Origin of the sequence: Agrobacterium sp. SORGH_AS_0745, from assembly GCF_030818995.1 — a bacterium.
GTDB classification, from domain to species: Bacteria; Pseudomonadota; Alphaproteobacteria; order Rhizobiales; family Rhizobiaceae; genus Agrobacterium; species Agrobacterium tumefaciens.
The window spans coordinates 1793879-1806969 of the sequence record NZ_JAUTBI010000003.1 but is presented as its reverse complement, the minus strand read 5'-3'; the positions used below and the strand labels follow the sequence as shown (position 1 = coordinate 1806969).

Annotated in this window: 12 protein-coding genes; 7 read left to right on the top strand and 5 right to left on the bottom strand. The window is 58.7% G+C overall.

Annotated elements, in window-relative coordinates:
• Window positions 1-68 precede the first annotated feature (68 nt).
• The 7 genes from rnd (at window position 69) to QE432_RS18515 (ending at window position 6517) form a co-directional block, all read left to right on the top strand.
• Complete coding sequence (gene rnd, locus QE432_RS18545; protein ID WP_003512471.1) at window positions 69-1229, top strand: ribonuclease D; 1161 nt, start codon at window positions 69-71, stop codon at window positions 1227-1229.
• Window positions 1230-1366: 137 nt separating this feature from the next.
• Window positions 1367-1981, top strand: a complete 615-nt coding sequence (locus QE432_RS18540) for a hypothetical protein (protein WP_065688202.1) — start codon at window positions 1367-1369, stop codon at window positions 1979-1981.
• 184 nt (window positions 1982-2165) lie between these two features.
• Window positions 2166-3194: an adenylate/guanylate cyclase domain-containing protein gene (locus tag QE432_RS18535; protein ID WP_111795780.1), complete on the top strand. Its 1029-nt coding sequence runs from the start codon at window positions 2166-2168 to the stop codon at window positions 3192-3194.
• 149 nt (window positions 3195-3343) lie between these two features.
• A complete protein-coding gene (locus tag QE432_RS18530) occupies window positions 3344-4699 on the top strand; it encodes an esterase-like activity of phytase family protein (protein ID WP_065688201.1) in 1356 nt (451 codons plus the stop codon).
• Window positions 4700-4858: 159 nt separating this feature from the next.
• Window positions 4859-5206 (top strand): YunG family protein, encoded by a 348-nt coding sequence (locus QE432_RS18525; protein WP_112681876.1) that lies wholly within the window; start codon window positions 4859-4861, stop codon window positions 5204-5206.
• Between the two features lie 172 nt (window positions 5207-5378).
• The gene (locus tag QE432_RS18520) at window positions 5379-5726 is read left to right on the top strand and encodes a hypothetical protein (RefSeq protein ID WP_112681877.1); all 348 of its coding nucleotides are present in this window, start codon (window positions 5379-5381) and stop codon (window positions 5724-5726) included.
• Window positions 5727-5884: 158 nt separating this feature from the next.
• On the top strand, window positions 5885-6517 hold the full coding sequence (locus QE432_RS18515; RefSeq protein WP_306625245.1) for a DapH/DapD/GlmU-related protein: 633 nt from the start codon (window positions 5885-5887) through the stop codon (window positions 6515-6517).
• A 97-nt stretch (window positions 6518-6614) separates the two neighbouring features.
• On the opposite strand, the gene QE432_RS18510 is transcribed toward QE432_RS18515, so the two are convergent.
• The 5 genes from QE432_RS18510 to QE432_RS18490 form a co-directional block, all read right to left on the bottom strand.
• Window positions 6615-7082, bottom strand: a complete 468-nt coding sequence (locus QE432_RS18510; RefSeq protein WP_137037418.1) for a GNAT family N-acetyltransferase — start codon at window positions 7080-7082, stop codon at window positions 6615-6617.
• Window positions 7083-7146: 64 nt separating this feature from the next.
• Window positions 7147-8670, bottom strand: coding sequence for an exopolyphosphatase (gene ppx, locus QE432_RS18505; protein WP_111798989.1), 1524 nt, complete (start codon window positions 8668-8670; stop codon window positions 7147-7149).
• On the bottom strand, window positions 8667-10865 hold the full coding sequence (locus tag QE432_RS18500) for an RNA degradosome polyphosphate kinase (protein WP_075807550.1): 2199 nt from the start codon (window positions 10863-10865) through the stop codon (window positions 8667-8669). Before QE432_RS18500 ends, ppx begins: the two co-directional genes overlap by 4 nt.
• Window positions 10866-10963: 98 nt before the next feature.
• Entirely contained in the window at window positions 10964-11692 is a 729-nt protein-coding gene (hdaA, locus tag QE432_RS18495; protein WP_003512460.1) for a DnaA regulatory inactivator HdaA, read from the bottom strand.
• A gap of 2 nt (window positions 11693-11694) precedes the next feature.
• The gene (locus QE432_RS18490; protein WP_013635868.1) at window positions 11695-12834 is read right to left on the bottom strand and encodes an AI-2E family transporter; all 1140 of its coding nucleotides are present in this window, start codon (window positions 12832-12834) and stop codon (window positions 11695-11697) included.
• Window positions 12835-13091: the final 257 nt, after the last annotated feature.

Below are 13091 nucleotides of genomic sequence, written 5' to 3'. Positions count from 1 at the left end.
GCTTTGTATTGACATGCGCCCGGCAAAGGGAAAGTAAGACGGATAATTTTCACGAGTGGCCATTTGCAATGATTGAAACGACTGCCGCCCTCGCCGAAGCCTGCACGGAACTGGCGAAATCGGAATTCATTACCATCGACACCGAGTTTCTGCGTGAGACGACCTTCTGGCCCGAGCTTTGTCTCGTACAGATGGCGAGCCCTACCCTTGAGGTACTGGTCGACCCGCTCGCCAAGGGTCTCGACCTTACGCCGCTGTTCGAACTCATGGCCAATCCCGATGTCGTGAAGGTTTTCCATGCGGCGCGTCAGGATATCGAAATCATCTATCATCTTGGCGGGCTTATTCCGCACCCGATCTTCGATACGCAGGTCGCGGCCATGGTGTGCGGTTTCGGCGATTCGATCTCTTACGACCAGCTGGTCCAGAGGATCAAGAATGTGCAGATCGACAAATCCTCACGCTTCACGGACTGGAGCCGCCGCCCGCTGACGGAAAAGCAGCTGGATTATGCGCTGGCCGACGTCACCCATCTGCGTGATGTCTATCTAGCGCTCAAGGCGCAGCTGGAGCGTGAAGGCCGCTCGCTTTGGCTGACCGAAGAGATGGACATTCTGGAATCGCGCGAAACCTATGACATGCATCCCGACGATGCCTGGCTGCGGTTGAAATCGCGCCTGCGCAAGCCGACGGAACTCGCCATCCTCAAATTTGTCGCCGCATGGCGTGAACGTGAGGCGCGGTCGCGCAACGTGCCGCGCTCACGCGTGCTGAAGGACGATGCGATCTTCGAAATCGCACAGCAGCAGCCGAAGGACACCGAGGCGCTGTCGCGGCTTCGCACCATCCCGAAGGGCTGGGAGCGCTCTTCCTCCGGCACGGCCATCATCGAGACCGTGAATGCGGCGCTGGCACTTCCGAAAGAGGAAATGCCGAAGGCGCCGCGTCACAGCCACGCACCGGAAGGCTCCGGCGCTGCTGTGGAGCTTTTGAAAGTTCTCCTGAAGCTGACGGCAGACAAGCACGGCGTCGCAGCAAAGGTCATCGCCAACAGCGAAGATCTGGACAAGATCGCTTCCGAGGGCGAGGCTGCCACCGTGGCAGCGCTGACCGGCTGGCGGCGCGAACTGTTTGGCGATGTGGCGCTGAAGCTCATCAATGGCGAAGTGGCATTGCGTTTCGCCGGCAAGAAGGTCGAGGCGGTTGATGTGGCGGTGAGCGAGGCCTGATCGCCCGCGCCTCGCGCAGTTTTGCGCATTGTCCGGATGCAAAAGCGTCTCTGCTTTTACTGGACCTGCGCCAACCCAAATTTTGCCCGCATCGCGGTCCATCTCTTTGCAGATGGTCTCGCTTTGAGGGTATTTCCATGAAACCTGCCCGTGCTCTGCTGTTGGCCGCATCTATCGCGGCCGCAGGCATTTTCCCTACTTTTTCATCCACGTCAGCGCGCGCCGATGACGGCAAGGTCGATCTTCAGGGCGAATGGACGACCGATTGCCTTAAGATCGGCAAGAACGATCGTCACGGCATCGTCACTCGCATCACCATACGCGGTGGCCGCATGCATGCTGTCTCACAGATTTACGCCCGCAGCAGCTGCCAGCAGCCCACGGTGCAGGTGCGTTACGAAGGCACGCTGGATGGTGGCCTGAAGGACAACGACAGCATGCTCTTTGCCCATACCGTCACCTCAATCGCCATGACGCCCAACGACCCCGCGGTTGTCGAGCATTATAATGGTGACCCGAAGGGTATCGGCTGCGGGTTGACTGGCTGGAAAGAGAATATTCCCTTCGATGTCGATGGTCGGACCTGCGCGGCCATCACCTTTGCCAGCAAGGGAGAAACCCTGTTCGACCGGGCATGGATAGACGGCAACCGGCTGCGTTTTGCCGCCTTCCCAGTCACATGGTCGAACCGCTCGCCGGACGACCGTCCGCAATCCCCGCTTGAAACGGTCTATTACAGAACATCCTATTAAGTAGTAGAGCCGGGTTCACAGCCCTTTTGCGGCAACGGGGCAACAGCCTTTCCAATCCTTCATGTGACCTTACCGAATGGTCACTTTTTGCAGCGCATTTTCCACATTAATGTCGCATATGACTTGAACAGAAGCTTCGCCTGACGGGGCACGACGCTTCCCTTCCCCGAGATCAAGAACCGACATGAGAAAATTGCTGCCCATTCTGGATTACGTGGTGCTCTTCGTTGCCGTGGCCGGCAGCGGGGTGGCCTACGCGTTTCTGGAATATGGCGGCGGCGCGCTCATTGGCGCCACCTATGCGCTGTTCGCCTGTGCGCCAATCCTCGCCTTCGAGCGTGGTTACGTGCTGCCCGGTCTGTCGCGGCAGGTTAGCGCATTGCCGACACCGGCCTATATTGCCGTCGGCCTCATCATCTATGCCGTACTCGTCTTCTGTGGCTTCGGGCTTGGCGGTACCATTCTGTGGGTTAGCGGCATATTTCCCGGCACCTGGAAACGGGCGGTGCATGCCGAGGTGCAGACACTGATCTTCACCCTCATCGTCTGCGGCATCATCGTTTTCATCATGCGCGTGCGTGAACTGCTGGGCCGTGACATCTTCATCGATCTCATCCTTGGGCGCTATCGCCGTCCAGTCAGCGAAGACCGCGTCTTCATCTTCATCGACCTCGTCGGCTCCACTTCGTTTGCCGAAACCCATGGCGACCTGAAGGCTCAGGAGTTTCTGGGCGAAATCTTCGCGACCTACGCAGCCCCCGTCAGAAGACATGGCGGCGTCATTGACGACTACATCGGCGACGCGGCCATCATCACCTGGCCCTATCACATGGCAATAAGGCGGGCAGCCTGCGTGCGCTGTGTTTTCGATATCCAGGCGACCATCGAGGACAAGCGCGACATGTGGCTCGCCCGTTTCGGTGAAGTGCCGCGCCTTCGCTTTGCGATTCATGGCGGGCCGGTCATAACAGCCGAAATCGGCGTCGATCACCACAAGATCACCTATTTTGGCGACACGGTGAACACCACTTCGCGGCTCGAATCACTGAGCAAGATGCTCGGCCATCCCGTGCTGATTTCTGCCGATCTCGCCCATCAGCTGGTGCTACCCAAAGGTGTGCGCAGCGAATATCTCGGCGAACATGCTGTCAAGGGACGCGGCCAGACGCTCGGCGTGTGTACGCTCAGCCAATATCAGGCCCCAGCCGCCTGAAAAAACCCTGAAAACAAACGGGTAGCTTCGTTTTCCGAGGCCGCCCGCCATCAAAATTCATCAAAGCTTCAAACTGCAATCACCTGCCTGTCATGTGGCACCCCTATCGCCTCAGTCCTGTCTTCAACAGGCATTGAGGGGTCTCCACCATGAAGCATATTCTTTTCGCACCTTTCGCCGTTCTTGCGCTCGCAACCGCATCCCATGCAGAGCAGGAGTTTTCGGCAAAGCTGGTCTCGCACGCCATTCTGCCCGCCAACACCATCATCGCAGCACCTGCCGATGCGCCGGAATACCTCAAGACATCCGCCAAGTTCACGACGGCCGACCGCAAGCGCGCCGAGGGTCTCGGCACCGTGCCCGGCAAGGATGGCGTTCGCCCGACCGGCCTCTCCATGCCGTTCAACGGCCAGGCCATGCAGGGCTTTTCCGGCATCAAGGCCATGGAGGACGGCAGCTTCTGGAGCCTTTCCGATAATGGTTTCGGCTCGAAGCTCAACTCCAGCGATGCCATGCTGATGCTCCACCACATCAAATTCGACTGGGATGCCGGCAAGGTCAACGCGCTGGAGACGGTGTTCCTTTCCGACCCGGACAAGAAAGCTCCCTTCCCCATCGTCATGGAAGGTTCGACCAAACGTTACCTGACGGGCGCCGACTTCGATGTCGAATCCATTCAGCCCGTTGCCGACGGCTTCTGGGTGGGCGAAGAGTTCGGTCCCTACATCCTGAAATTCACCCGCGACGGCAAGCTGACCGACGTCATCGCCACCAAGGCCGGCGATATCGAGGTGAAGTCCCCGGATCATCCGACCCTGGCACTGCCCGGCAACCCCACGCAGAAAATGCCCGCCTTCAACCTGAAACGATCAGGTGGTTATGAAGGCATGGCGCTCTCCAAGGACGGCTCGAAGCTTTACGGCCTTCTCGAAGGCCCGCTCTACACCGCCGAAGGTCAGGTCGAAAAGACCGAAGACGGCTCAACCGCCCTTCGCATCATCGAGCTCGATACCGCCAAGAAGGAATGGACAGGCCGCACCTGGCTCTACCCGCTGGCGCAAGGTGGCGAAGCCATCGGCGATTTCAACATGCTGGACGAGAGCACCGCGCTGGTCATCGAGCGCGACAATGGCGCCGGCACCGCCGACAAAGCCTGCGCCGACCCGAAAAAGCCGGACGTAAACTGCTTTGCCGTACCTTCCAAGGTCAAGCGCATCTACAAGATCGAATTCAACGACGCCAATGCTGGCAAGGCGGCGCGCAAGATCGGCTATATCGATCTGCTGAAGATCTCCGATCCTGATAACAGGAAGCGTCAGGGCGGCGGCAACGGTTTCTACGACATGCCGTTCGTGACCATCGAGAATGTCGACCGTGTCGACGCCACCCATATCATCGTCGGCAACGACAACAACCTGCCCTTCTCGGCCGGCCGTGCGCTGGACAAGGCTGACGACAACGAGTTCGTCCTGCTGGAAGTCAAGGACCTTCTCGACGCGAAGTGAGGAAAGGAGTGCCGGAATTCGTTCCGGCACCGTCAGCGCATCGGCGCAATCTCAACTGAACGGAGCGTTCCTGCGGCCTGAAAAAGGAAGCGAGGCGCTCCGTTACTGTACCGACCCAACCTGACCCGGAACCCGGTTCCGAAACAGGAAAGACCCGTCATGCAGGACAATGCCGAACGACTGTATTACGCCCTGAGGAAAAGCTGGTCGCTCGAAACCAGCAGCCTGTGGTCGAGGGAAAACCCAGCCAGGGGGCAAGGCGGCGTTACAGCTCTGGTGGTGCAGGATATTTTCGGTGGCGACCTCGCCAAAACCGTCGTTAGCGGCGCCGACCATTTCTACAATATCGTCAACGACACCCGCTGGGATTTCACCTTCACCCAGTTCGATATTCCGGTCGGTTACGAGGACAGGCCCGCCACCCGCACGGAAGCGATGGCAAGGGCCACGCCCCTGCAATATGCCTATCTCAGCGCCTGTATCCGGAAGGCGCTGGGGCACTGCTGACCCGTTTGCCCATGCGCGCCAGTCGATTGTGGTTTTGCCCCACCGAATCCGGCATGGCGATCAGCTATTGAGTGTAGTTTCAACACTGCGATCTAGTCTTTCCCGCAAAGCCGACACAATCCATGCGATAGTATCGGTGAGCGAAATGGCGCACCGATAGGAGAGAGGTTCGATGAGTGAGAGTTGCCCGGTTCTGACACCGGCTGAGCAGCAAGTTCAGGATATATTGGAACGGACGGAAGCGGCGATGATGGCCACCATTAACGCAGCGCTTGAGCGCGCCAGCAAACAGGCCGCCGAGGAACTCCAGGCCGTTGGCTCGGAAATACAGCCCCCGCCACATGACTATTTCGCCGCCGTCGCTCACCAGCAGCTTTTCCTGCTGTTATGCGGGGCCGACCCGGACACATTCGAGGGCGGAGACCCCGAAATCGCAGGTCATATCATTCGGAACGCTCAAAACATATCCGACCACTACTGGCAGAAGAAAAATGCCGCAGCGGATGTTTCGGGCAACTGACAGACTCTGCGTGAAGGCAAGATTTCGCTCCACGCGATGCAACACGCACAATCTGCATTTTTAGAGGGAATGACCGGCCCGACCGGCTCCCTCGGCCTTTCCCACGTCACATGTCCTTCATCATCCCCGGTTAAGCAGGCCAAAATCCGGAGACTGGAATGGACTCGACCGCACAACTCAATCGCCCCAAGCTCGCAGAGACCATTATCCATTCGACGGCAAGCATAAGAGATTCAAGCCTCGGCGAATGCTGCGAAATTCTGGCGGATACCTCCCTGCACAATGTCGAACTCGGGAACTACTCCTATCTTGGACACCGCTGCATGGTCGGTGATGCGACAATCGGAAAGTTCTGCGCCATCGCCGCAGAGGTCAGGATAGGCGCCCCGAACCATCCGATGGACCGACCGTCCATGCATCGTTTCAGCTATTGCCCGGAATATTACTCTGCGGATGCTGTGCGCGACGACGCCTTCTTCGATCAGCGCAAGGCGGATCGTGCCATCATCGGTCACGATGTCTGGATCGGTCACGGGGTCATTGTCTTGCCAGGTGTAAAGGTTGGAGACGGTGCAGTGCTCGCGGCCGGCGCGGTCGTCACCAAAGACGTGCCGCCCTATACAATCGTCGGAGGCGTCCCCGCGAAGATCATTCGCGAGCGATTTTCGCGAACCGTCGCGGAGAAGCTGGCCTCTATCGCCTGGTGGAACTGGCCATTCGAGACGATCATGGCACGGCTTGCCGACTTTCAGTCGAGCGATATCGAAGCCTTTTGCGAGCGTTGGTCCTGACACAATTCGTGCCCCAACGGCGAAAACGTCTGTTTGTTATTCGAAGAGAAATGCCAGCCGGCCGTCAGCCTCGCCACGGTGAGACAGAGTTGCAAAATCATGCAACCGACTTTTTCATATCGATGAGGATTTCACCTTCTCTTGACGGATGCGGGCGACGCCCGCACTCCTCAAAGCCGCAATCGCTGTAAAGCGCTATGTTCTTCGTCATCCGCATATTCGTGTAAAGGCGCAATTCGCCAATCCCACATTCCAAAGCGTGTAGCTCCGCGAAACGGAGAAGTGATTTCCCGATGCCTCTTCCCTGAAAGATGGGACTAACGGCTATGCTGTAAATCATGAGATAGCGGTGATGGCTTTCGAGAACCACCAACCCAGACGTTTCGCCATCGGTTACGCTAAACCACACTTGTTCCGCAGAAATGCGCGGCAGGTAATCTTCAAAAGCGGGTTTGGGCGCAGCGCCCACAATTTGTAGATATGCTGGAATATAGGCCGCAGCACTGATCTCTTTCACGATCAGCGCTTCGTGCGGCAACGCCAGTCTAAATCGTGTCTCGGTCAACTGATCCCCTTAAGCCAGCTCCCATGTTGACCAGCATTCTATGCTACGTCATGCGCGCGACCGTTTATTCGAACACAAACGCCAACCGCTTGCCCGTCAGTTTCGCCAGTTGCTGCAGGCGTCCGTCCAGACGCTCGCCGGCAAAATCGCAATAGGCGTGTGGCACGACGAATTCCAGATCCAGATCCGGATTGGTGGATTTGCGGAATTTCAGGTGATCGACGACACCGGGCATGGAGGCTGAGAAGAGGTAAACGACGCGCAGCAGGCCGCCGAGCAACTTGCCGAGTTCCAGCAGGCGGTCACCCGCCATGGCGGCGAGCGGCTGTGTGGTGCCGTTGTCGTTCAACCCTTCGAAGCGGTAATAATTGGCAAGTGCAATATAGGCGCGGCCCGGATGGGTGATCGCCACGAAGGAGGAGTGGGCGATGATGTTGAGCGCCTGCAGACCGCGATAGTCCGGATGTGCACGCCAGCTGATATCGGCCAGAAGGCAGGCCGCCTGCCGGTAACGGCTTTCCTCTTCCGTCTCATCGATGCCGAAGACCGGAAAGGTGCGGCCGCTCCAGTCGGCCAGTTCGCGCGCATGTTCGGGCGAACGGGCACGCAGAATGGCAAGCTCGTCGGCCGTGACCAGCAGCGGGTCGGTATCCCGCTCCGCTTCCGTCAGTAGCGAATAAAGATAACCTTCGCGCACGCCCTGCGCCGAGAAGGCGATCGTTGCCGGCTTCATCGCCTTTAGAACTTCACGCATGGCGATGGCGCCGAACGGCAGAAGCGAACGGCGGTTCTTGGAGACCGCCTGCCAGGCCGGGTCCTTGCTGTCCCTGGAGACGATGACTTCTTCCAGAAAATTCAGCATTTCCGCCAGCGGCAATTCATATCCCTGCATCATGTGCAGCGGATAACCCGTGATCTCCATGTGCAGCTTGGCGATGTTTCGCCACGTGCCGCCCACGGCATAAAAGGTACGCCCCTCGCCGGCCGCCAGCAGCTTTGCGAAGGATTTGACGTGCTTGCGGGCAATGGTCGTCGCCTTCTCCAGCGAGCCATCCGATTGCTCCGACAACCGAAGGCCGCCGAGCGGCAGGGTGATGCCCTCGCCGCAGTTCTTGCCCTTGATGTCGATGAGTTCCAGCGAACCGCCGCCCAGGTCGCCTGCAATGCCATCCGGGTCGTGGAAACCGCTAATCACGCCATAGGCGGAATAAAGCGCTTCCTTTTCGCCGGACAGGACCTCGATCTCGCAACCCAGTATGGCTTCGGCTTCACGGATGAAATCCGGGCCGTTTTCCGCTTCACGCGCTGCCGCTGTTGCCAGTACGTAGAGTTGCTGCGCCTGCGCCTGTTCGGAAAGCGCATGGAAGCGACGCAGTGCCATCAAAGCCCGGCTAACGCCTTCCTCATGCATCCGGCCCGTGAGGGCCAGTCCCTTGCCGAGACCGCAAAGGACCTTTTCGTTGAACAGCACGGCGGGCGCGCGGGAAAGACCTTCATATACGACGAGACGAACGGAGTTCGAACCAATATCTATGACGGAAACGGGGGCAAGGCCGGTCAGCCGCCCCTGTGCTTCTGATCGAGTCATTCAGCCTGTTTCTTGCGGGAAGAAATCAACCCGGCAATCAATTTGGGCGCACTTGATTTCAGGGCTTCACCACGTCCGGAAAGGCTGGGATTGGTCATGAAATAGTGCTGCGCGTTGAACGGTTCTTCGCCTTTACGCACCTCGATGCGCCTCGACGTTCCGTCCGCAAGTATCTCGTAGCTCTGCTGGTTGTCAATGAGATTGCCCAGCATAATCTGTGAAAGAACCTGCTCGTGCACGGTAGGGTTGGTGAGCGGCACCAGCGTTTCAACGCGGCGATCAAGGTTGCGCGGCATCATGTCGGCGGAGCCGATATAGACCAGCGCCTTGTCGGACGGCAGGCCGAAACCATTGCCGAAGCAGAAGATTCGGCTGTGCTCGAGGAAGCGGCCGACAATCGACTTGACGCGGATATTGTCCGACAGACCCGCAACCTGTGGGCGCAGGCAGCAAATGCCGCGCACGACGAGATCGATCTCCACGCCAGCCGCGCTGGCGCGGTAAAGCGTATCGATAATCTCGGGATCGACCAGCGAGTTCATCTTCATCCAGATCGCCGCCGGCGCACCGCGCTTGGCGTGCTCGATCTCTTCATTGATGTGCTTCACGATGCGCGCACGCAGCGTATAGGGCGAAATGGCGAGCTTCATGCCCTCTTCCGGTTCGCCGTAACCCGTGATGAAGTTGAAGATATTCGCCATATCGTGGGCGATCTTCGGGTTGCAGGTGAAGAAGGACAGGTCGGTATAGATCTTGGCTGTGATCGGGTGGTAGTTGCCGGTGCCGAGGTGGCAATAGGTTCTGAGCTTGCCGTCCTCGCGGCGCACCACCATAGACATCTTGGCATGCGTCTTGAGTTCGATGAAGCCGAACACCACCTGCACGCCGGCCCGCTCCAGATCGCGCGCCCAGCGGATGTTCGCCTCCTCGTCGAAACGCGCCTTCAATTCGACCAGCGCGGTCACGGATTTGCCGGCTTCCGCCGCGTCGATCAGCGCGCGAACGATCGGGCTGTCGTTGGAGGTGCGGTAAAGCGTCTGCTTGATGGCGAGCACTTCGGGGTCGCGCGCAGCCTGCAACAGGAACTGCACAACCACGTCGAAGCTTTCATAGGGGTGGTGAACCACCATGTCTTTTTCGCGGATGGCGGCAAGGCAATCGCCGGCATGTTCACGCACGCGCTCGGGGAAACGGGCGTTGTAAGGCTCGAACTTCAGGTCGTCGCGCGGTGCGCGCACGATTTCCGAGATGGTGTTGAGCGCGAGCAAGCCGGGCAGAACGGCAACGCGATTATCAGGCACGCCAAGCTCGTGCACCACGAACTGGCGGAGCGACTGCGGCATTTCGCTGTCGGTCTCAATGCGGATAACCGAACCGCGGCGGCGGCGCTTCAGCGCGCTTTCGAAGAAGCGGACCAGATCTTCCGCCTCTTCCTCCACCTCGATATCGCTGTCACGGATGATGCGGAACGTGCCGAATCCCCGGACGGTATAGCCCGGATAAAGACGGTGAATGAACAGGCCGACCACATCTTCTAGCGTGATGTAGCGGATGGCGTTTTTCTCATCCGGTAAACGAACGAAGCGGTCGAGCGCCGTCGGGAGACGCAACAACGCTGTCATCGGCTCGCGGCCGTTGACGCTGTCGAGTTGCAGGCCCATCGAGAAACCGAGGTTCGGAATGAAGGGGAACGGGTGCGCAGGGTCGATGGACAGCGGCGTCAGCACCGGGAAAATACGTTCCTCGAACTCGGTGCCCAGCCAGGTACGATCCGCTTCGGAAAGTGCGGCAGGCCGCACGATGAAGATTTCTTCCTTGGCGAGATATTGCTGCAGAACCGCAAGCGAAGCCTGCTGCTCCATCTGCAGGTTGTCGATTTCCTTCAGAATGTCTTCCAGCTGCTCGGCTGGTGTCTTGCCGTCAGGTGTCTTGACCGTAATCTTCTGGCGCACCTGGCCTTCGAGGCCGGCGACGCGGACCATGAAGAATTCATCGAGGTTGGCGGCGGAGATGGACAGGAAACGCAGCCGCTCCAATAGCGGATGATCCGTGTTCAGCGTTTCTTCCAGAACACGGCGATTGAACTGGAGCCAGGAGAATTCGCGGTTGATGAAGCGCGCGGGGCTGTCCCAGAGGTTCTCGCCCTCGGTCATCGGCTGAACCTTGTTGAAGTCGTCCTGCACAATAGCGTCCATGTCCTGTACCATCCCCTGACTTTCCGTCCCGTGATCCTGCTGCATCCCGCGATCGTCCCTCTTGCCCGTATAACAGTTTGACGACGGAACTGTGACAGTCAATCGACCTCCAGCCCGCTACCCCTTGTCCCTTCGCCCATCGCGTTAAGGACTTCCGCCGCCAAGGGACGGGTTATCCTTGTTCCACGCGAGAGCGCCAGCCTGTCGATACGGTCCACAATCGTCTGCGCTGTATCGAGTGAACGCTCCATTCTGTTGACGATGTAGCCTATGAGTTTGTCATCCATATAAAGCTGCCGGTCGGCGAAGAGTTTCACCAGAACCTGTGCCAGAAGACCCTCGTCGGGCTCGCCTGTCTCCACCACAGTCACGGCTTTCAGGCGTGAGCGCAGGTCCGGCAAGGTCACCGGCCATGCGGCCGGCCATTGCCGGCTGGTCATCAAAAGCGTGGTGCCGTGCTGGCGCACGCTGTTGATGACATGGAAAAGTTCGGTGTCGTCAAAACCGCGGCGATCGGCATCCTCAAACAGAACCGCTCCGGTTTCGGCAAGGCGCGCAGCGCCAACACCGGCTTGCGGGTGGATATCCTGCGCGCTGCTGATATTTTTCCAGATATTGGCGAGATGCGATTTTCCCGAACCCGGAGGCCCGGCCAGCACCACCACGGGCGAAGGCCAGTTCGGCCATTCATCCACAAGGCTGACGGCAGCCTTGAGCGAGTCAGACACGAGAAGATCGTCCCTTCCGGAAGCGGACTGGTGTGAGAATGCGAGCGGCAGCTGCTCGGCCTTCGACCGGGCGTTGTCGTTTTTGATTTGGTCAGTCATCGTTAGCCCTGAGAGTCAACCTTGCCGGAGGACGTTTCCTGTTCTTCCCAGGGAAGGTTGGCGGCGTGTCCATGGTAAAGATCGCTTTCAAGATATCGCGACAATGCAAAGCGGACAAGCACGCCAACGGCTGCCGCCGCCGGCACGGCGACCAGAAGGCCGACGAAACCGAAAAGCGCACCGAAGGCGAACAATGCGAACATCAACCATACCGGATGCAGGCCGACGCTGCTGCCGACGAGCTTCGGCTGCAGGATGTTGCCTTCGATGAACTGGCCGGAAAAGAACACGGCAAGTGTCAGAAATACATAGATGTAATCAGGCCAGAACTGCACAATGGCGACGCCGACGGCAAGGATGAGGCCGACCATCGAACCAATATAGGGAATGAAGCTGATAAGGCCGGAGAAAAGGCCGATCAGCAGGCCGAAATTCAGGCCCACCAAGGACAGGCCGACAGCGTAATAAACACCAAGGATGAGGCAGAGCGACCCCTGCCCGCGCACGAAGCCGGCAATCGTCCTGTCCATGTCGCGGGCGATCTGGCGGACGGTATGCACGTAGTCGCGCGGTATCCAGCTATCGACCTTGTCGATCATCCGGTCCCAGTCGAGCAGCAGGTAGAAGGCGACGACGGGTGTGACGACTAGCAGCGACATGACATCGACCAGCGATTTGCCGGAATTCCAGATCTGCGTCAGCAGGGTGCCGATGAAGCCCGCGCCTTCGGTCAGCAGCTTGGAAAAATTCTCCTTCACTGCATTGATCTGGTTGCTCACCCAGTCAGGCAGCAGATTGGCGTCCGCACCGGCGATCAACTGCTGCAGGGACGAGATATATTGCGGGATGCGCGTGATGAATTCGGATGCCTGGGCGGCAATCAGCGGAATGATGATAATGAGCGACAGCGCGAAAATCAGCACGAAGGTGACGAGGATAACGACGGTCGCCATCAACCGGCTCAGGCCTCGGCGCTCCAGCCAGTCGGCAACCGGATCGAGAAAATAGGCAAGTGCCATGCCCGCCACGAAAGGTAGGAGGATGGAGCTGAAGACCATCAGGAAAAAGATAAAGACGGCAAGCACGCCTATCCAGAAAAAAACCTGCCGGCGCAGGCTCGTACCGCTCACATGGGGTTGCATCCGTTCATCCTCTTGTCGCCGCGCCGTCATTGCCCATGATGGAGATAGGATGCGCATATGCACATGGTCAAGGCCGGTGGTCCGGTAGCGATAGACACGGCGGTTACCAGGTCTGTGCAACGACGACGGGTTTTCAAGTCTGCGCTGCGCATATCGCTGTCGAGAGGCCCGAGGCACACAAAACGTCAAACCGTCGCAAAGCCGTTAAAAACCGGAGCTTTTGCCACTCAAACCCTTGCATCGGGCCCCGTCCCGTG